The organism is Streptomyces sp. NPDC055400, assembly GCF_053644375.1.
The window spans coordinates 172,725-190,169 of sequence record NZ_JBSHLM010000021.1; the positions used below are offsets into that span (position 1 = coordinate 172,725).

General features: G+C 71.4%; 17 protein-coding genes. 7 read left to right on the plus strand and 10 right to left on the minus strand.

The window, feature by feature from the left end; translation table 11 throughout:
- Window positions 1–4: 4 nt before the first annotated feature.
- The 4 genes from coaD to ACWIGU_RS41025 all read right to left on the minus strand — a co-directional run bounded on the left by coaD (window position 5) and on the right by ACWIGU_RS41025 (window position 5,286).
- A complete protein-coding gene (coaD, locus tag ACWIGU_RS41010) occupies window positions 5–484 on the minus strand; it encodes a pantetheine-phosphate adenylyltransferase (RefSeq protein ID WP_227300596.1) in 480 nt (159 codons plus the stop codon).
- A 26-nt stretch (window positions 485–510) separates the two neighbouring features.
- Window positions 511–1,113 (minus strand): 16S rRNA (guanine(966)-N(2))-methyltransferase RsmD, encoded by a 603-nt coding sequence (gene rsmD, locus ACWIGU_RS41015; protein WP_454406912.1) that lies wholly within the window; start codon window positions 1,111–1,113, stop codon window positions 511–513.
- A 51-nt stretch (window positions 1,114–1,164) separates the two neighbouring features.
- A complete protein-coding gene (recG, locus tag ACWIGU_RS41020; RefSeq protein WP_454406913.1) occupies window positions 1,165–3,384 on the minus strand; it encodes an ATP-dependent DNA helicase RecG in 2,220 nt (739 codons plus the stop codon).
- 231 nt (window positions 3,385–3,615) lie between these two features.
- Window positions 3,616–5,286, minus strand: a complete 1,671-nt coding sequence (locus ACWIGU_RS41025; protein ID WP_454406914.1) for a DAK2 domain-containing protein — start codon at window positions 5,284–5,286, stop codon at window positions 3,616–3,618.
- Window positions 5,287–5,533: 247 nt separating this feature from the next.
- Here ACWIGU_RS41025 and rpmB point away from each other — a divergent pair, with 247 nt between their 5' ends.
- The 3 genes from rpmB to ACWIGU_RS41040 all read left to right on the plus strand — a co-directional run bounded on the left by rpmB (window position 5,534) and on the right by ACWIGU_RS41040 (window position 10,163).
- The gene (rpmB, locus tag ACWIGU_RS41030) at window positions 5,534–5,719 is read left to right on the plus strand and encodes a 50S ribosomal protein L28 (protein WP_003951095.1); all 186 of its coding nucleotides are present in this window, start codon (window positions 5,534–5,536) and stop codon (window positions 5,717–5,719) included.
- Between the two features lie 131 nt (window positions 5,720–5,850).
- Window positions 5,851–8,871, plus strand: coding sequence for a BTAD domain-containing putative transcriptional regulator (locus tag ACWIGU_RS41035; protein ID WP_454406916.1), 3,021 nt, complete (start codon window positions 5,851–5,853; stop codon window positions 8,869–8,871).
- Window positions 8,872–8,906: 35 nt separating this feature from the next.
- On the plus strand, window positions 8,907–10,163 hold the full coding sequence (locus tag ACWIGU_RS41040) for an FAD-dependent monooxygenase (protein ID WP_454406917.1): 1,257 nt from the start codon (window positions 8,907–8,909) through the stop codon (window positions 10,161–10,163).
- A gap of 5 nt (window positions 10,164–10,168) precedes the next feature.
- Here the strand turns inward: ACWIGU_RS41040 and ACWIGU_RS41045 are convergent, their stop codons facing one another.
- A complete protein-coding gene (locus ACWIGU_RS41045) occupies window positions 10,169–11,134 on the minus strand; it encodes a thiamine-phosphate kinase (protein ID WP_356288280.1) in 966 nt (321 codons plus the stop codon).
- Between the two features lie 224 nt (window positions 11,135–11,358).
- Here ACWIGU_RS41045 and ACWIGU_RS41050 point away from each other — a divergent pair, with 224 nt between their 5' ends.
- A complete protein-coding gene (locus ACWIGU_RS41050; RefSeq protein WP_016642988.1) occupies window positions 11,359–11,592 on the plus strand; it encodes an Lrp/AsnC family transcriptional regulator in 234 nt (77 codons plus the stop codon).
- Between the two features lie 20 nt (window positions 11,593–11,612).
- The gene (locus tag ACWIGU_RS41055; protein ID WP_454406918.1) at window positions 11,613–12,104 is read left to right on the plus strand and encodes a DUF3515 domain-containing protein; all 492 of its coding nucleotides are present in this window, start codon (window positions 11,613–11,615) and stop codon (window positions 12,102–12,104) included.
- Window positions 12,105–12,139: 35 nt separating this feature from the next.
- Here the strand turns inward: ACWIGU_RS41055 and ACWIGU_RS41060 are convergent, their stop codons facing one another.
- The 3 genes from ACWIGU_RS41060 to ACWIGU_RS41070 are packed head-to-tail and all read right to left on the minus strand — an operon-like array spanning window position 12,140 to window position 15,179.
- Window positions 12,140–13,315 (minus strand): D-alanine--D-alanine ligase family protein, encoded by a 1,176-nt coding sequence (locus tag ACWIGU_RS41060; RefSeq protein WP_454406919.1) that lies wholly within the window; start codon window positions 13,313–13,315, stop codon window positions 12,140–12,142.
- A 56-nt stretch (window positions 13,316–13,371) separates the two neighbouring features.
- Window positions 13,372–14,382, minus strand: a complete 1,011-nt coding sequence (locus ACWIGU_RS41065) for an NAD(P)H-dependent glycerol-3-phosphate dehydrogenase (protein WP_454406920.1) — start codon at window positions 14,380–14,382, stop codon at window positions 13,372–13,374.
- Window positions 14,379–15,179, minus strand: a complete 801-nt coding sequence (locus ACWIGU_RS41070; protein ID WP_356288292.1) for a lysophospholipid acyltransferase family protein — start codon at window positions 15,177–15,179, stop codon at window positions 14,379–14,381. Before ACWIGU_RS41070 ends, ACWIGU_RS41065 begins: the two co-directional genes overlap by 4 nt.
- A 165-nt stretch (window positions 15,180–15,344) precedes the next feature.
- Between ACWIGU_RS41070 and cofC the strand changes: the two genes are divergently transcribed.
- Together cofC and ACWIGU_RS41080 are read left to right on the plus strand one after the other, a co-directional pair.
- Complete coding sequence (gene cofC / locus ACWIGU_RS41075) at window positions 15,345–15,980, plus strand: 2-phospho-L-lactate guanylyltransferase (RefSeq protein ID WP_454406921.1); 636 nt, start codon at window positions 15,345–15,347, stop codon at window positions 15,978–15,980.
- Between the two features lie 13 nt (window positions 15,981–15,993).
- Window positions 15,994–16,197: a hypothetical protein gene (locus ACWIGU_RS41080; protein WP_329569966.1), complete on the plus strand. Its 204-nt coding sequence runs from the start codon at window positions 15,994–15,996 to the stop codon at window positions 16,195–16,197.
- Between the two features lie 112 nt (window positions 16,198–16,309).
- Here the strand turns inward: ACWIGU_RS41080 and ACWIGU_RS41085 are convergent, their stop codons facing one another.
- A complete protein-coding gene (locus ACWIGU_RS41085) occupies window positions 16,310–16,975 on the minus strand; it encodes an HU family DNA-binding protein (protein WP_454406923.1) in 666 nt (221 codons plus the stop codon).
- A gap of 139 nt (window positions 16,976–17,114) precedes the next feature.
- Window positions 17,115–17,345 carry an SCO5555 family protein gene (locus ACWIGU_RS41090; protein ID WP_454406924.1) on the minus strand — a complete coding sequence of 77 codons (231 nt, stop codon included), beginning with the start codon at window positions 17,343–17,345 and terminating at the stop codon, window positions 17,115–17,117.
- Window positions 17,346–17,445: the final 100 nt, after the last annotated feature.

Sequence of the window (17,445 nt, forward strand, 5' to 3'; positions counted from 1 at the left end):
GATGTCACTTCTTGGGGAGGCGCTGGGTGAGCGCCTCGAAGACCGCCGGCGGCACCAGGTGGGAGACGTCGCCGCCCCAGGCCGCGACCTCCTTGACCAGGGACGAGGACAGGAAGCTGTACGTCGGGTTGGTGGGGACGAAGAGGGTCTCCACGCCCGTGAGGCCGTTGTTCATCTGGGCCATCTGCAGCTCGTAGTCGAAGTCGCTGACGGCGCGCAGACCCTTCACGATGGCCGGGATGTCGCGCTGCTTGCAGAAGTCGACGAGCAGTCCGTGGAAGGACTCGACCTCGACGTTGCCGAACTCGGCGGTGACCTCGCGGATCAGCTCGATGCGCTCCTCGATCTCGAAGAGACCCTTCTTCGACTGGTTGATCATCACCGCGACGTGCACGACGTCGTACAGCTTGGAAGCTCGGCCGATGATGTCGAGGTGGCCATTGGTGATGGGGTCGAACGACCCCGGACAGACGGCGCGGCGCAACGTGAGTCCCTCGCTCTCCGGTCCGGTCACGGTGCGTCCTCGCACGTGACGGTGCTCTTCAGGGCGGCGCGACCGTACCAAAACGTTCCCTCGCCGTAGCGACGGGACCTCAGTGCCTCAAATCCGTCCGGCCACGGGAAAACACCGCCCCTGGTGCTTCGCTCCACGGTGACGAGCGCTTCGTCCGCGAGCCAGCCCCCAGAGGCGAGTGTGAGCAGAATCTCCCGAAGATCGTCGTCCGGGACGGCATAGGGAGGGTCGAGAAAGACCAGGTCGTACGGGGTGGCGGGAGCCGGACCGTGAACGATCTGTTCCGCTTTGCCTGCTCTGACCTCGGCGCCGGGGAGGCCGAGGGACTTCACGTTCTCGCGGATCGTGCGGAGCGCGCGGGCGTCGGCCTCCACCAGGAGCGCGTGCCCCGCGCCGCGCGACAGCGCCTCCAGCCCGACGGCGCCCGAGCCGCCGTACAGGTCGAGCACGCGCTCGCCGTCCAGGGGGTCGCCGCCGAGCAGCGACTGCCAGGTGGAGAAGAGGGCTTCGCGCGCCCGGTCGGACGTGGGGCGGGTGCCGTTGCCCGGCGGGACGGACAGGCGACGTCCGCCGGCCCGGCCGGCGATCACGCGGGTCATCTGAGTCCTAGTGAAGAAGGGGTTGAGGGGACTGCGGGGACCTCCAGTTTGTCAGCCCTTGTCGAGGTACTGCTCGCGCTCCTCGTCCAGGAGCGCGTCCAGGGCCGTGCGCAGGCCCGGCAGGTGCTCCAGGTCCGGGTCGGCGGCGACGACGGCCGTGGCCTCCTGGCGGGCCTCGGCGATGATCTCCTCGTCCTCGATGACGGCGAGCATGCGCAGGGACGAGCGCACCCCGGACTGGGCCTGGCCGAGGACGTCGCCCTCGCGGCGCTGCTCCAGGTCGATACGGGAGAGCTCGAACCCGTCGAGCGTGGCGGCCACGGCGCCGAGGCGGGCGCGGGCCGGGCTGGCCTCCGGCATCTCGCTGACCAGGAGGCACAGGCCCGCCGCCGAGCCACGGCCGACGCGGCCGCGCAGCTGATGGAGCTGGGAGACGCCGAAGCGGTCGGCGTCCATGATCACCATGGCTGTGGCGTTCGGCACGTTCACCCCGACCTCGATGACCGTGGTCGCGACCAGGACATCCGTCTCGCCCGCGGCGAAGCGGCGCATCACCGCGTCCTTGTCGTCGGGCTGCATCCTGCCGTGCAGCACCTCCACCTTCAGCCCGCGCAGGGCGCCGTGGGCCAGCTCCTCGGCCACGTCCACGACGGCGAGCGGAGGCCGCTTCTCGGCTACGTCCTCGGCGGACTCCTTCTTGGCCCCCTTGCCCTTCTTCCCGCCCTGCTCCTCCTCGTCGCCGATGCGGGGGCAGACGACGTACGCCTGATGCCCGTTCTCCACCTCCTCGCGTACGCGCTCCCAGGCGCGCGCTAGGAAGTGCGGCTTGTCGGCGGCGGGCACGACATGGGTGGCGATCGGCGAACGCCCCGCGGGCAGCTGGTCGAGGACGGACGTCTCCAGGTCGCCGAAGACCGTCATCGCGACCGTACGGGGAATGGGGGTGGCCGTCATGACCAGCAGGTGCGGGGGCTGCTTGCCCTTGCCGCGCAGGGCGTCGCGCTGCTCGACGCCGAAGCGGTGCTGCTCGTCGACGACGACCAGGCCCAGGTCGTGGAACTGGACCTTGTCCTCGATCAGGGCGTGCGTCCCGATGACGATGCCCGCGTCGCCCGTGACGAGGTCGAGAAGGGCCTGACGGCGGGCCGCGACGCCCATGGAACCGGTGAGCAGGACCACCTTGGTGGAGTGCTCGGCGCCCCCGAGCATCCCGCCCTCGGCCAGCTCCCCCATCATCTCGGTGACGGAGCGGTGGTGCTGCTGGGCGAGGACCTCGGTCGGCGCGAGCATCGCGGCCTGCCCGCCCGCGTCGACGACGGCGAGCATGGCGCGCAGGGCGACCATGGTCTTCCCGGAACCGACCTCTCCCTGGAGCAGGCGGTGCATCGGGTGTTCGGTGGCGAGGCCGTCGAAGATTTCCTCGGAGACCTTCTGCTGGCCGTCGGTGAGGGTGAAGGGGAGCTTCGCGTCGAACGCCGTGAGCAGGCCGTCCCGGCGGGGGACGCGGGCCACGGCGGGCAGCTGCGCGTCGGCGAAGCGCCGCCTGGCGAGGGCGACTTGGAGGACGAACGCCTCGTCCCACTTGAGGCGGGCGCGGGCGTCGGCGATGTCCGCCTTCGTGTGGGGCCGGTGGACCTTCAGGAGGGCCTCGGGCAGCGGGACGAGACCGCGGCCCTCGCGCAGGGAGTCCGGCAGGGGGTCGAGGGCCTCCTGGGCGCTGGGCAGCACCATGTCGACGGCCTTGGCGATCTTCCAGGACTCCAGCTTGGCGGTGGCCGGGTAGATCGGGAGGAGGGCGCCGGCCCAGGAGCCGATCGCCTCGTCGGCCTCGCCCGCGTCAAGGGCGTCGGCCCGCAGCAGCTCGTACGCCGGGTGCGCGAGCTGCATCTTGCGGTTGAAGACGGAGGCCTTGCCCGCGAACATCGCGCGCGTGCCGGGCAGGAGGTCCTTGTGCGGCTTGTGGATGCCGCGGCCGAAGAAGACCAGCTGGAGCTGGCCGCTGCCGTCCGTGATGGTCACTTCGAGGCGCTGGCCCGCGCCGCCGTTGAACTTCAGGATGCGGGCGCTCGCCACCTGGGCGACCACGGTGACGTGCTCGTCGAGGGGCAGGTCGGCGAGGCGGGTGAGCTCGCCGCGCTCCGCGTATCTGCGCGGATAGTGGTGGAGCAGGTCACCGACCGTGTGCAGGCCTAGGTGCTCGGCCATCACCTTCGCGGTGGCGGGACCGAGCGCTTTCTTCAGCGGTTCTTCGAGCGCGGGCACGGAATTCATTTCACACCATGGCTCTGACATCGGCGGCTCTCGATCCCGCAATCCGGGGGTACGAGCGTCGGCAAGGTACTGGAGTCGCAGCGTGCCTTTCGGGCACCGGGCAGGGCTTGTCCGTCATGCATCCAAATCAGCGGACAAGTGAGAAGCCATCGCGTCCACGCAACGGCGGAGTCCCTGCACACCACGCCACTGATTCTTGATTCTCAGGCTGGTCGACAGGTGTGCCCGCTCTCACTCCACGCCGATGAGCATGAGCGCCGAGTTCCGCCCGCCCCGGTAGACCACGGTGTCGACGGCCAGGTACGTCTCGCGTACGTGCCGTTCGAGCCCTTCGGCGACCTGGTCGGGCACGTCGTCGCCGAGGACAAGGGTGACCATCTCGCCGCCCGCGGCCAGCATCCGGTCGAGGGTCGTACGGGCCGTCCGCGTGACGTCCTCGCCGATCACGGCGACGTCCCCGTCGATGAGGCCGAGGAAGTCCCCGGCCTGGCAGATGCCGGCCATCGTCCACGACTGCCGCTCGGCGACGGCCAGTTCGGCGTAGCGGGTCGCGCCGGCCGCCGACGTCATCGCGACGACGTCCTCGTCGAAGCGCCGCTCCTTCTCGTGGACGGCGAGCGCGGCGATGCCCTGGATCGCGGACCGCGTGGGGATCAGGGCGACCCGCACGCCTTCGGTACGGGCCTGCTCGGCCGCGGCGGCTGCGGTGTGGCGCAGCTCGGCGTCGTTCGGCAGGAGCACCACCTCGCGCGCGTGCGCCCGCCGGATCGCGTCGACCAGTTCCCCGCTGCCGGGCGCCTCGCCGGGCCGCTCGGGCACGACCGTGGCGCCCGCCTCGCTGTACAGGCCGGCGAGCCCCTCTCCCGGGACCACGGCGACGATCGCGCGCTGGGCGGGTTCCCCGGTGGGCGCGGAGCCGGTGGCGGGGTGCGTCATATGGGCGTCGCCGACGGCGAAGTGCGTGATGCGGATGCGGTACGGGCGGCCGGCCTCGACGCCCGCCTCGACGGCGGCGCCCGCGTCGTCGACGTGCACATGGACGTTCCACAGTCCGTCGCCGCCGACGACGACGAGGGAGTCGCCGAGGCCGTCGAGACGGGTCCGCAGCCGCGCCACGGCCCGGTCGTCGGCCTCCAGGAGGTAGATGACCTCGAAGGCGGGCCCTTCGCCGTCCGCGCACTCCTGGGTCTGGCCGGCGGCCACGCGCGCGTGGTGCACGCCCCGGACACCCACAGGCGCCACCGGATCGCCCGACAGCGCCTCGGTCAGCGCGCCGAGCACGGCCACGAGCCCGCGCCCGCCCGCGTCGACGACACCGGCGCGCCCCAGGACCGCGAGCTGCCCGGGCGTCGCGTCGAGCGCCGCGCGGGCACCGTCGTACGCGGCACGGGCCACGTCACCGCAGTCGCCGCCCGGCCCGCCGGAGATGTCGGCGGCGTCCGCCGCGGCGGCGGCCACTGTCAGGACCGTGCCCTCCACGGGGTGCGCGACCGCCTCCCGGGCGGACTCGGCGGCCCGGCGCAGTGCGCGACGCAGGCCGTCCCCGTCGGTCCTTTCGCTGTGAGCCGCCTCACCGTCGACGTCGCCCGCGAGCACCTGGGCCATGCCACGGAGGAGCTGAGCGAGGATCGTTCCGGAGTTTCCGCGGGCCCCTATCAGGGCGCCATGGGCCATCGCGTGGACGACGTCGGGCAGCGCGGGCGGTGCGGGTTCGAGTCCCGTGAAGACGGCCTCCACGGCCTGTACGGCGGACTCGACGGTCAGGTACAGATTGGTGCCGGTGTCGCCGTCCGCGACGGGATAGACGTTGATCGCGTCGATCTCCTCGCGGTCCCGCCCGAGCGCCTCCAGGGCCAGTGCGCACCAGGCGCGCACCGCGTGGACGTCGAGCACCTGCGGCACCTGCGCCTCCTAGAGCAGCCGAACTGGCATCGCAGCGTAGACCCCGGAGGGGGTTCCTCCGGAAGAGGGCCCGGGACGGCAACCGGGTCAACCATGGTAGTTTCGTTCTACCGAAGCAGCCGTTGTATGCTGCTCCGGTTGCCCGATATCCATCGGGCCTTCCCCTGGCACCGCCACTCAGATCCTCCGATCCGATCCCGGCATGCCGGGATCAACCGTAAGTGCATCTGAAGTCTTGGAGTGACCCGTGGCTGCCAACTGCGACGTCTGCGGCAAGGGGCCGAGCTTCGGCAACAACATTTCGCACTCGCACCGCCGTACGTCCCGTCGCTGGAACCCGAACATCCAGCGTGTGCGTGCAGTGGTCGGGCGGACGCCGAAGCGGCTCAACGTCTGCACCTCGTGCATCAAGGCCGGCAAGGTCTCGCGCTGACGTAACGCGTAGCGCGGCCACCTAGCTGGTTGCTTGAAGGACCGGTCCCCTCGGGGACCGGTCCTTTTTTATGCCGTGAAGAGTCCCGGCTCTTCCTGTCGGGAGGAGTCCCGGCTGCCACAATCTGCCCAATGCGCTTCGGCATCCTCGGCCCCCTCGACGTACGCGCCCCCGACGGCACCCCGCTGGACCCCGGTGGTCCGCGTCCGCGCGCGCTGCTGACGCTGCTGCTCCTGGAGGCGGGCCGGACCGTTCCCGCCGCGCGCCTGATCGACGGCCTGTACGGGGAGGAGCCCCCGGCCGGCGCCGCGAACGCGCTCCAGTCCCAGGTCTCACGGCTGCGCAAGCGGCTCGGTCTCGACATCGAGGCGACCCCGGCGGGCTACCGGCTGGCCGTCGGCCCGGACGACGTGGACGTGCACCGCTTCGAGCGGCTGGCCGCCGAGGGCGAGCGGTCGCTCTCGTCCGGGGACCCTTCCCTGGCGTCCGCGCTCCTCGGGGAGGCGCTCGGGCTCTGGCGCGGACCCGCGCTCACCGATCTCCCCGCCGCCTTCGGCAGCCGTCTCGACGAGATCCGGCTCACCGCCGCCCAGAGCCGTGTCGAGGCGGAACTCGCGCTCGGCTCGGGCGGCGGTCTCGTCCCTGAGCTGCGGGAACTGATCGCCGCACACCCCCTCAGCGAGCGCCTCTACGGTCAGTTGATGCGCGCCCTCCACGCGGACGGGCGCCCTGCCGAGGCGCTCGCCGTGTACGAAGAGGTGCGCCGCGTCCTCGCCGACGAGCTGGGCGCCGATCCGTCGGCGGAGCTCTCGGCGCTGCATCTGGAACTCCTTCGGGGGCGGGAACCCGCGCGCGGGCGGGGCGTTCCCGCGCAGCTGACCCGATTCGTCGGGCGGACGGACGAACTCTCCCGCATCGACGCGCTGCTCGCGGGGTCCCGGCTCGTGACGCTGACGGGTCCGGGCGGGGCGGGCAAGACCCGGCTCGCGGCCGAGGCCGCACGGGACAGAGCCGACGTGTGCTGGGCCGAACTGGCGCCCCTCGCCGACGGGGAGCAGATGCCGTACGCGCTGCTCGCGGCGCTCGGGGTGCGTGAGGGGTTCCGGGGGCCTCAGGGGGATCCGGTCGCGCGGCTGATCGACGCGCTGGAGGGGCGCGACGTGCTGCTCGTGCTCGACAACTGCGAGCATCTCGTCGACGACGCGGCCCGCACCGCGGTCGTGCTGCTGGGCGCGTGCCCCGGGCTGCGGATCCTCGCCACGAGCCGGGAGGCGCTCGGCATCACCGGTGAGGCACTGTGCCCGGTGCCGCCGCTCGCGGCCGGTCCCGCCGCGCGCCTTTTCATGGACCGGGCGGCAGCTGTACGGCCCGATGCCGGTCTGCACGCGCGCGTGGAGGCCGTTCACGGGATCTGCGAGGCCCTCGACGGGCTGCCGCTGGCGATCGAACTCGCCGCGGCCAGACTGCGGACGCTCACCGTCGACGAACTCGCAGCCCGCCTCGGTGACCGCTTCCGGCTGCTGTCCCGCGGCGACCGGACCAAGGCGCCCCGGCATCGCACGCTGCGCGCGGTCGTCGAGTGGAGCTGGGAGCTGCTCGACGAGGAGGAGCGGGATCTCGCGCGGCGGATGGCCGTGTTCGCCGGAGGGTCGTCCGGCGGCGCGACGCTCGCCGCGGTCGAGGCCGTGTGCGGGGTGCCGTACCCGGAGGACCTGCTGGCCTCGCTCACGGAGAAGTCCTTCCTGGAGGCGGCCGGCGGGCGCTACCGGATGCTTCAGACCATCCGCGCGTTCTGCGCGGAGCAGCTCGCCGACGAAGGGGAGTTGCCGCGGCTGCGGGACGCGCACGCCGCGTACTTCCAGGCACTGGCGGCGCAGGCGGAGCCGTATCTGCGCGGCGGCGGGCAGCTGCCGCGGCTGGCCGCGCTCGGGGCCGAGCAGGACAACCTGTCGGCGGCCCTGCGCCATCTCGTGCGCACGGACCCGCGTGCGGCGCTGCGGCTGATGGCGGACCTGTCCTGGTTCTGGCGGCTGCGCGGGCTGCACGGCGCGCATGTGCCGCTGGCGCGCGAACTGCTCGCGGCGCTCGGGGACGAGCCGCCGCAGGACCTTGCCGAGGAGTACGTCCTGTGCGTGATCAACACGGTCACAGGTGAGGGCGACGACCCGCGTGAACCGGAGCGCCTGGCGCGCGCGGAGGCCGTGCTCGCCTCCCGGGACCACGCGCTGCGGCGGCCGTTCGTGGTGGTCCTGTGGTCGGTGGCGTACGGGCCTCAGCACGCCGTGCAGGAGCGGGTGCGCCGGCAGGTCGGCGAGGCGCCCTGGGGGCTCGCGCTGCTCGATGTCGGCCTGGGCTTCCAGGAGTGGTTCGCGGGGCGCCCCGTCACGTCGCAGGAGCATTTCGAGCGGGCGCTCGACGGCTTCCGGGCGGCCGGGGACCGGTGGGGCATGGCCAACTGCCTCGATCCGCTGGGCATGTTCGCGCACTGGCGCGGCGACCGGGAGCAGGCCCTGGCGCTCCTCGACGAGGGTCTCGCGCACGTGGCCGCGCTCGAAGCCCCGGAGGAGACCGCCGATCTGCTGCACCGGCGCGGGTACGTCCTGCTCCATCAGGGCCAACTCCGTGACGCCGCCGACCACTTCACGCGCTCTGCCGCGATGGCGCGTACGGCGGCCGTCCCCGACAAGGTGGCGAGCGCGCGGCGCGGGCTCGGCGATGTGGCGCGGATCGGCGGGGACCCGGAGCACGCGCGCGTGCACTACGAGGCGGCTCTCGAACTGTGCGCCGCGAACTGGTTCAGCGTGGGCGAGACCGTGCGGACCCTCATCGGCCTCGGCCGCGCCGCCCTCGCCGCGTCCCGGCCCGACGAGGCCCGCGACTGGTTCGAGCAGGGCCTCGCGCTCTGCGACGGTCCCACGCGTGCACTCGAACTCGCGGACACGGCCGAGGCGTTGGCCTCCGTGACGCGGGATCCGCGCGAGGCCGCGGTGCTGCTCGGGGCCGGTGCGGGCCTGCGCGGCCGCGCGCTCGCCGGGGACCCGGACGTCGCCCCCGTAGAGGCGCGGGTCCGTGCGGCGCTCACTACGGAGACGTACGAGAAGGCGTTCGAAGAGGGCCGGGCGATGCGGTCAGCGGCGGTCAGCCGACGGTAAGCGGGCGGTCAGGGGCGCCCGCGACGCTCGGGGACATGAAGACCACACACACCGCGTACGCATCGACCCGACTGTCCCACCTCGACGTCCTGGTCTCCGGCGCCAGCGTCGCCGGTCCCGCCGTCGCCCTCGCCCTGTCCCTGCACGGAGCCCGCGTCACCGTCGTCGAGAAGGCCCCCGCCCTGCGCGAGGGCGGATTCGCCGTCGACTTCCGCGGCTGGGTGCACCGCACGGTCCTGACCGCCCTCGGCATCCACGACGACGTCCACGCGCGCCAGACCCACATGGGCCGCCAGACGGTCGTCGCCGCCGACGGCACCCCGCGCGTCGATCTGCCGGCGGAACTGATGAGCGGCGACGTGGAGATCTTCCGCGGCGACCTCTCCCGCATCCTGCACGAGCACAGCAAGGACTCTGTGGACTACGTCTTCGGTGACTCGATCGCCACCCTGACCCAGGACGACGACGGGGTCGACGTCACCTTCGAGCGCGCGGCGCCCCGCCGCTTCGACCTCGTCGTGGCGGCCGACGGACTGCACTCCCCCACCCGCCGCCTCGTGTTCGGCGACGAGTCGCGGTACCTGCGCTTCCTGGACCACTACGTGGCCGGCTTCGGCATCCCCAACCACCTGGGCCTCGACCGCACCGGCCGGCTGTACAGCGACCCGGGCCGGGCGGTCTCCGTCAGCAACTACGACGGTGACCCGGACCGGGCGGGCGCGCTCCTGGTGTTCCGCTCCGGGCCCCTCGACCACGACCGCAGGGACGTGGGCCGGCAGAAGCGGATCCTCGCGGAGCGGTTCGCGGGGATGGGCTGGGAGGCGCCGCGGGTCCTCAAGGCGCTCGAGGACGCGGACGACCTGTACTTCGACGCCATCGCGCAGATCCACGTCGACCGGCTCACCAAGGGCCGCGTGGTCCTGCTCGGCGACGCCGGGTACGGCGCCACGATGGGCGGCATGGGCACCGGCGTCGCGATCGTCGGCGCGTACGTCCTGGCCGGTGAACTGGCCCTGGCCGACGGCGATCACCGCACCGCGTTCGCCGCCTACGAGGCGCAGATCGGGGACTTCGCGAAGGGCTGCCAGAAGATCTCGGGCAACGCGGGCCCCTTCTTCGCCCCGCCCACCGAGCGGAAGATCCGCAGCCGCGACCGGATGTACCGGCTGCTCGGCTCCCGCCTGATGGCCGGGTTCTTCAAGCGCCTGACGGAGAAGGCCGCGACCGCGCTCGACCTGAAGGACTACCCGGCCCTGCTGGACGCGCCGGCCGCCGTCGTGCGCGGCCGGTGAGCGCGTCAGGCCTCGATGTCCCCGAAGTGGTCCCAGCCGCCCTTGTTCGTCCAGGGGGCGCCGTCGACGGTCACCTGAGGAAGCGCCGACGGGTTGAGGACCTCGCCGATCACCTTCCAGCGGGCGGGCAGCTTCACGTCCGCCGGGAAGGTGGCCACGATCGCGTGGTCCTCTCCCCCGGTGAGCACCCACTGGATGGGGTCGACGCCGACGGCCTGCCCGATGTCGTTCATCTGCGACGGCACGTCGACCTTGCCGGACTTGATGTCGATACGGACCTTGCTGGCCTCCGCGATGTGCCCCAGGTCGGCGATCAGGCCGTCGCTGACGTCGCACATGGCGGTGGCGCCGAGCCCGGCGGCCGCGGGGCCCGCGTGGTACGGCGGTTCGGGCCTGCGGTGGGCCTCGACGAAGGCGCGGGGCGAGCGGAACCCCCGGGAGAGGACCGCGTGGCCGGCCGCGGACCAGCCGAGCCAGCCGGTCACCGCGACGACGTCGCCGGGCTGTGCTCCGGCGCGCGTGACCGGCTCGTGGTTGCGCATGTCGCCGAGAGCCGTGATCGCGACGGTGATCGTGTCACCGCGTACGACGTCGCCTCCGACGACGGCGGCGCCCGCGACCTGGCACTCGTCGCGCAGGCCGTCCATCAGCTCGTTCGGCCAGCTGGCGGGGAGTTCGGCGGGGACCACGAGGCCGAGCAGGAGCGCGGTCGGGACGGCGCCCATCGCGGCGATGTCCGCGAGGTTCTGCGCGGCCGCCTTGCGCCCGACGTCGTAGGCCGTGGACCAGTCGCGGCGGAAGTGCCGCCCTTCGAGGAGGATGTCCGTGCTCACGACGACCCTGCGGTCCGGCGCGGCCACCACGGCCGCGTCGTCGCCCGGGCCGAGTCGTACGGCCGGGGTGGTGGTGAGCCGGGAGGTGAGCTCTCGGATGAGCCCGAACTCGCCCAGCTCGCCGACGGTGCCCTTCATGCGCGTACTGCCCCTTCTGCCCCGGTCCGCTTGCGGTCGCGAGCCGTCTCTGTCATCGGTACGGTCATTGTCGTGGGCGGGACCGTCCCGTTGACCGGTGCCCGCCGTCCGTAAGTCGCAGTGTGTACGCCACAGCCACCGCAGGTCTCCCCGCGGCGAGCAGCGACGCGATACCGTGGCGTCTCTTCTCCCCACATGATCCTCGTGGCCGCCCTGGAGGTTCCGTGGTACAGGCGTACATCCTGATTCAGACCGAAGTCGGCAAGGCGTCGACCGTAGCCGAGCTGATCGGCAAGATCCCGGGGGTGATCCAGGCCGAGGACGTGACAGGTCCCTACGACGTCATCGTGCGCGCGCAGGCCGACACAGTCGATGAGCTGGGTCGCATGGTGGTCGCCAAGGTCCAGCAAGTGGACGGCATCACCCGCACCCTGACCTGCCCGGTCGTGCACTTGTAGCCCCCGTCTAACCTTGGCCGGTGAACTTCTTCCGTCACCGGCCCCGTCTTGCCACCGGGCTCCCCGCCCTGGCCCTGCTGCTCGCCGTCTCGGGCTGCTCCTCAGCAGACGGCACGGCGCACGCAGCGGTTCCCACCCCTGATGCCAAGGTCACCGACCTGTGCCGCAACCTGCACAAAAGGCTTCCGGACACGGTGGACGGGCACGGAAGGAACGACCCCTCTCCGCGGTCCGAGCTGACCGCGGGGTGGGGAGATCCGGCGATCATACTGCGCTGCGGTGTCGAACGGCCCGCGCTGATGGACGACCCCCAGGCCCTGCCGGTGAAGGTGAACGGCGTGGGCTGGGCGTACGAGAAGCGCGACGACGGCGCGCAGGTGCTCACGACGACGCTGCGGGTCGCCTACGTGGAGGTCACCCTGCCCAAGGAGCTGGCCGCCGAGGGGGCCTCGCCCCTGGTCGACTTCGCCGGTCCCGTCAAGAAGGCGATCCCCGAAGGGATCGCCGACTGACGTGCGTGCTTCGCTACGGGGCCGAGGGGCTCCGGCTAGCGCAGTCCCGTAGAGCGGTTCAGCGCCGCCTGGATGAGGCGGTCCACCAGCTCCGGGTAGCTCACGCCGCTCTCCTGCCACATGCGCGGGTACATGGAGATCGGGGTGAAGCCGGGCAGCGTGTTGATCTCGTTGATCACGAACTCGCCGTCCTCGGTGAGGAAGAAGTCGGCGCGCACGAGGCCCTCGCAGGACGCCGCGTCGAACGCCTCGACCGCCAGCCGCTGCACCTCGGCCGTCTGCTCGTCGGTGAGCGGCGCGGGCACGATGCCGGACGCCGAGTCGATGTACTTGGCCTCGAAGTCGTAGAAGTCGTGGGCCTGGACCGGCGGGATCTCGGCCGGCACGCTCGCGCGCGGCCCGTCCTCGAACTCCAGGACTCCGCACTCGATCTCGCGGCCGACGAGCGCCGCCTCCACGATGATCTTCGGGTCGTGCCTGCGGGCCTCCTCGATCGCCTCGTCGAGGCCCTCGAAGGAGTCGACCTTGGTGATGCCGATCGACGAACCCGCGCGCGCGGGCTTGATGAACAGCGGCCAGCCCTGCTCGCCGACGAAGTCCGCGATGCGGCGCCGCGCGTCTGCGCCCTTTTCTCCATTCGGAGCGGCACGCTCCCACTCGCGCGGCCGGATCACCAGGTAGGGGCCGACCTTCAGCCCGAACGAGGTGAACACCCGCTTCATGTAGTCCTTGTCCTGGCCGACGGCCGAGGACAGGACGCCACAGCCGACGTACGGCGTCCCGGACAGGTCGAGCAGGCCCTGGATGGTGCCGTCCTCGCCGTACGGGCCGTGCAGGACGGGGAACACGACGTCTACGTCGCCGAGGACCTTGGGCACGGAGCCGGGCTCCGTGTAGACGACCTCGCGGCTCGACGGGTCGACCGGCAGCACGACCCCGCCCTCGGCGGACTCGGCGAGCTCGGCGACGTCCGGCACCTTGCGGTCGGTGATGGCCATCCGCTCGGGATCGTCGGCCGTCAGCGCCCAGCGTCCCTCACGCGTGATGCCGATCGGCAGCACGTCGTACTTGGTGCGGTCGATGGCCCGCAGTACGGCGCCTGCGGTGACGACGGAAACGCCGTGCTCGGAGCTGCGACCGCCGAAGACGACGGCCACACGGGGCTTCTGGCCCGACGGGCGGCTGCTCTGGGGAAGGTTCTCGCTGCTCATATCGCGTTGAGCGTACCTGCTGGTAGCAGCGGAGTCAGCGTCCGGCGGGCCCCGCGTCAGCGCCGTTCGGGCTTGGCGCTGCGCGACATCATCTCCTTCAGGGCGACGACCGGGGACTTCCCCTCGTGCACGATGCCGACGACGGTTTCGGTGATCGGCATGTCGACGCCGTGCCGGCGCGCCAGGTCGAGCACCGACTCGCAGGACTTGACGCCCTCGGCGGTCTGCTTGGTGACGGCGATGGTCTCCTGGAGGGTCATGCCCTTGCCCAGGTTGGTGCCGAAGGTGTGGTTGCGCGACAGGGGCGAGGAGCAGGTCGCGACGAGGTCGCCGAGGCCCGCGAGTCCCGAGAAGGTGAGCGGGTCCGCGCCGAGCGCGACACCGAGGCGCGCGGTCTCCGCGAGGCCGCGGGTGATGAGCGAGCCCTTCGCGTTGTCGCCGAGCCCCATGCCGTCGGCGATGCCGACGGCGAGCCCGATGACGTTCTTCACGGCGCCGCCCAGTTCGCAGCCGATCACGTCCGTCTCCGTGTACGGGCGGAAGTACGGCGTGTGGCAGACCATCTGGAGGCGCTGCGCAACCGATTCGTCGCGGCAGGCGACGACGGCGGCGGCGGGCATCCGGGCGGCGATCTCGCGGGCGAGGTTGGGGCCCGTGACGATCGCGATGCGGTCCTCGCCGACCTTGGTGACGTCCTCGATGACCTCGCTCATCCGCATGGCGGAGCCGAGTTCGACGCCCTTCATGAGGGAGACGAGGACGGTGCCGGGCGCGAGCAGCGGCGTCCACTCGGCGAGGTTGGCGCGCAGCGTCTGCGAGGGCACGGCGAGCACCGTGAACTCGGCGCCGTCCGCGGCTTGTGCGGCGTCGGTGGTGGCCCTGATGCTGCCCGGGAGTTCGACGCCGGGGAGGTAATCGGGGTTCGTACGCGTGGAGTTGACCGCTTCGGCCAGTTCGGGCCTGCGCGCCCACAGGGTGACGTCGCACCCCGCGTCGGCGAGCACCATGGCGAAGGCCGTACCCCAGGAGCCGGTTCCGAAGACGGCCGCCTTGACGGGTGGGGTCACTTGCTCTCCTCAGGACTTCCGTGCTCGATGACGGCCGAACCGGCCTGTTCCGTAAGGGTGTTGACCTCGGCGGCCTTGCGGCGCTGCGCGATGCGCGCCTCACGGGGGTCGTAACGCCGCTGCGGGGGCTGCTCGCCGCGCAGTTCACCGAGCAGTCCGGTGATCGCCGTCATGATGACCTCGGTGGCCTCCTTGAGGAGTTCCGGGGTCATCTCCTTGTCGTAGAAGCGCTCCAGGTCGACCGGCGGTCCGGCGAGGACGTGGTGCGTCTTGCGCGGCAGCAGGTCGGGCTTCTTGGCGTACGGCGCGAGCACGAGGTTGGCGCCCCACTGGGCGACGGGAATCACGGGGCACTTGGTCTGCAGTGCCACGCGCGCGACGCCCGTCTTGGCGGTCATGGGCCACAGGTCCGGATCGCGGGTGAGGGTGCCCTCGGGGTAGAAGGCGACGCACTCCCCGCGCTCGACGGCGTCGATGGCGGCACGGAACGCGCTGAGCGCATTCGTGGTCTCGCGGTAGACGGGGATCTGTCCGGTGCCGCGCATGATGGCGCCGATGAACCCCTTCTTGAAGAGCCCGTGCTTGGCGAGGAATCGCGGAACGCGTCCGGTGTTGTACTGGAAGTGCGCGTACGCGAACGGGTCCAGATGCGAATTGTGGTTCACCGCGGTGATAAAGCCGCCGTCGGCCGGAATGTGCTCCATTCCGCGCCAGTCCCGCTTGATCAGAACCACGAGCGGCGGTTTAGCGATGACCGCTGCCAGGCGGTACCAGAAGCCGATTCTGCGGCGGGACACTCGGACACCTTCCTCTATGGACCCTTGAAGGCCCTCTCGGACCTGGTCAGCCGCACAAGTGTCGCCCCGGGCCGCCGGTCTGTCGAGAACACCGTACGCCCGCGCGTTTATGCCCACCTCACGCGCCGGGCCACAATGAGCGCGACCCGAAGGGACGGACCTCACGTGCAGTGGACCCTGGTGATCCCGCTGAAACCCCTGGTGCGGGCCAAGAGCAGGCTGGCGCCCACGGCGGGGGACGGGGTGCGTCCCGGACTCGCGCTTGCGTTCGCGCAGGACACCGTGGCCGCCGCGACCGCCTCGGCCGGGGTGCGGGATGTGGTGGTAGTCACGGACGACGAGCTCGCCGGGAGGGAGCTGGCCGCCCTCGGCGCCCTGATCGTCCCCGATGCCCCGGGAGCGGGCCTGAACGCCGCCCTGGCGCACGGTGCGGCGGCGGCACGGGCCCGACACCCGGATGCGGCCGTCGCGGCGCTCAACGCCGATCTGCCGGCTCTGCGGCCGGCGGAATTGTCCCGGGTTCTCGCGGAGGCCGCACTATTTCCCCGCGCATTTCTCCCCGATACGGCGGGAATCGGGACGACTCTTCTCAGTGCGGGTCCCGGCAATGAATTGCGCCCGGCATTCGGCACCGGGTCCCGAGCCCGTCATGCCGCGTCCGGCGCGGTGGAACTCCCGCTGACAGGAGTCGATTCCGTACGCCAGGACGTGGACACTGCCGAGGACCTGCGGGCGGCACTGTCGCTCGGCGTCGGCCCGCGCACCGCGGGGGCGGCCGCCGGGCTGCTGATCCCGGACTGAGTACGCTGCCTGTATGCAGGCGACCGCGTACACATACGACTCCGACTCCCGCTCCGGCAGCGTGCTGCTCGACGACGGTACTCCCGTGCCCTTCGACGCCCCGGCGTTCGACGCGGGCGGCCTCCGGCTGCTGCGCCCCGGACAGCGGGTCCGTATCGAGGTCGAGGGTGAGGGCGAGGCGCGGCGCATCACCCTGGTGACGCTGCAGACGCTCTGAACCTCTTCTGAACTGGGCTTTCGCACCAACTGACTCTTCGCGAAACACCGCGGGCCGGGCTCCCCGAGGGGAGCCCGGCCCGGCGCGTGAGGGGCTCTTGAGGCCTTCGCCCTTACTTCTTGCGGGCGGTGGTCTTCTTGGCGGTCGTCTTGCGCGCAGTGGACTTCTTGGCGGGCGCCTTCTTGGCCGTGGCCTTCTTGGCGGGCGCCGTCTTCTTCGCGGTGGCCTTCTTCGCGGCGGTCTTCGCCGGGGCGGCCTTCTTGGCGGTGGTCTTCTTCGCCGTGGCCGTGGCCTTCTTGGCGGTGGTCTTCTTCGCCGTCGCCGTAGTCTTCTTCGCCGTCGTCTTCTTGGCGGTGACCTTCTTGGCGGTGACCTTCTTCGCCGCCGCCTTCTTGGCGGTGGCCTTCTTGGCCGCGGCCTTCTTGACCGTCGCCGCGGCGCCGCCGGTCAGGCTGCCCTTGGGCGCCTTCTTGACCGCGACCTCTCCACCACGCGGGAGCTTCTTCGAGCCCGCGACGAGGTCCTTGAAGCCCTGACCGGCGCGGAAACGCGGAACGGAGGTCTTCTTGACCCGCACGCGCTCGCCCGTCTGCGGGTTGCGCGCGTAACGGGCCGGGCGGTCGACCTTCTCGAACGAGCCGAAGCCGGTGACCGAGACCCGGTCCCCGCTGACGACGGCACGGACGATGGCGTCCAGGACCGCGTCGACGGCGTCGGCGGCCTGCTGACGGCCGCCGACCTTGTCGGCAATCGCTTCTACGAGCTGCGCCTTGTTCACGTCTTCCCCTTCGGAGACATTGCCGGAACGTATCCGGTCCGGCTTTTTCGCACGTTAGGCAGATATATACCGCAAATCAAACACGAAACGGGCTAATCACCCTTGTGCCGCAACGAACTCGGGGCTGTCTCGAAGTTCTTCAGTGGTCCTCTTGCGGGAATCGACCCTCGTCGAGGTCCACCATGAATCGGTCCAGTCGCCTTGCCGCACCGGCGAGATCGTGCTTGGCCGCGGCCGTAATGACCAGCAGCTTCCGGGTCAGCGCCATCCGTACGCCCTCCGGGACTTGCAGTGCGCGCACCCTGGAGTGCGCTTCCTTGAGTTGGTCCGCGACCGCCGCATAGAGCTGGAGTTGGCCGTCGTGTTCCATGCACAGATTGTGCCATCTGGGGCGAGTTGTCGCCTCCGCAGGGGGTAACTGCCGTCCCTGGCGGGGCTCCTGGGCCCCTTCGCGGGGCGTGCGTGAACGA

Excerpts from the sequence above, each read along its gene's own strand:
- rsmD (WP_454406912.1), bottom strand. The coding sequence starts at position 1,113 with ATGACCCGCGTGATCGCCGGCCGGGCCGGCGGACGTCGCCTGTCCGTC.
- recG (WP_454406913.1), bottom strand. The coding sequence starts at position 3,384 with ATGAATTCCGTGCCCGCGCTCGAAGAACCGCTGAAGAAAGCGCTCGGT.
- ACWIGU_RS41035 (WP_454406916.1), top strand. The coding sequence starts at position 5,851 with ATGCGCTTCGGCATCCTCGGCCCCCTCGACGTACGCGCCCCCGACGGC.
- ACWIGU_RS41040 (WP_454406917.1), top strand. The coding sequence starts at position 8,907 with ATGAAGACCACACACACCGCGTACGCATCGACCCGACTGTCCCACCTC.
- ACWIGU_RS41045 (WP_356288280.1), bottom strand. The coding sequence starts at position 11,134 with ATGAAGGGCACCGTCGGCGAGCTGGGCGAGTTCGGGCTCATCCGAGAG.
- ACWIGU_RS41060 (WP_454406919.1), bottom strand. The coding sequence starts at position 13,315 with ATGAGCAGCGAGAACCTTCCCCAGAGCAGCCGCCCGTCGGGCCAGAAG.
- ACWIGU_RS41080 (WP_329569966.1), top strand. The coding sequence starts at position 15,994 with ATGCAGGCGACCGCGTACACATACGACTCCGACTCCCGCTCCGGCAGC.
- ACWIGU_RS41090 (WP_454406924.1), bottom strand. The coding sequence starts at position 17,345 with ATGGAACACGACGGCCAACTCCAGCTCTATGCGGCGGTCGCGGACCAA.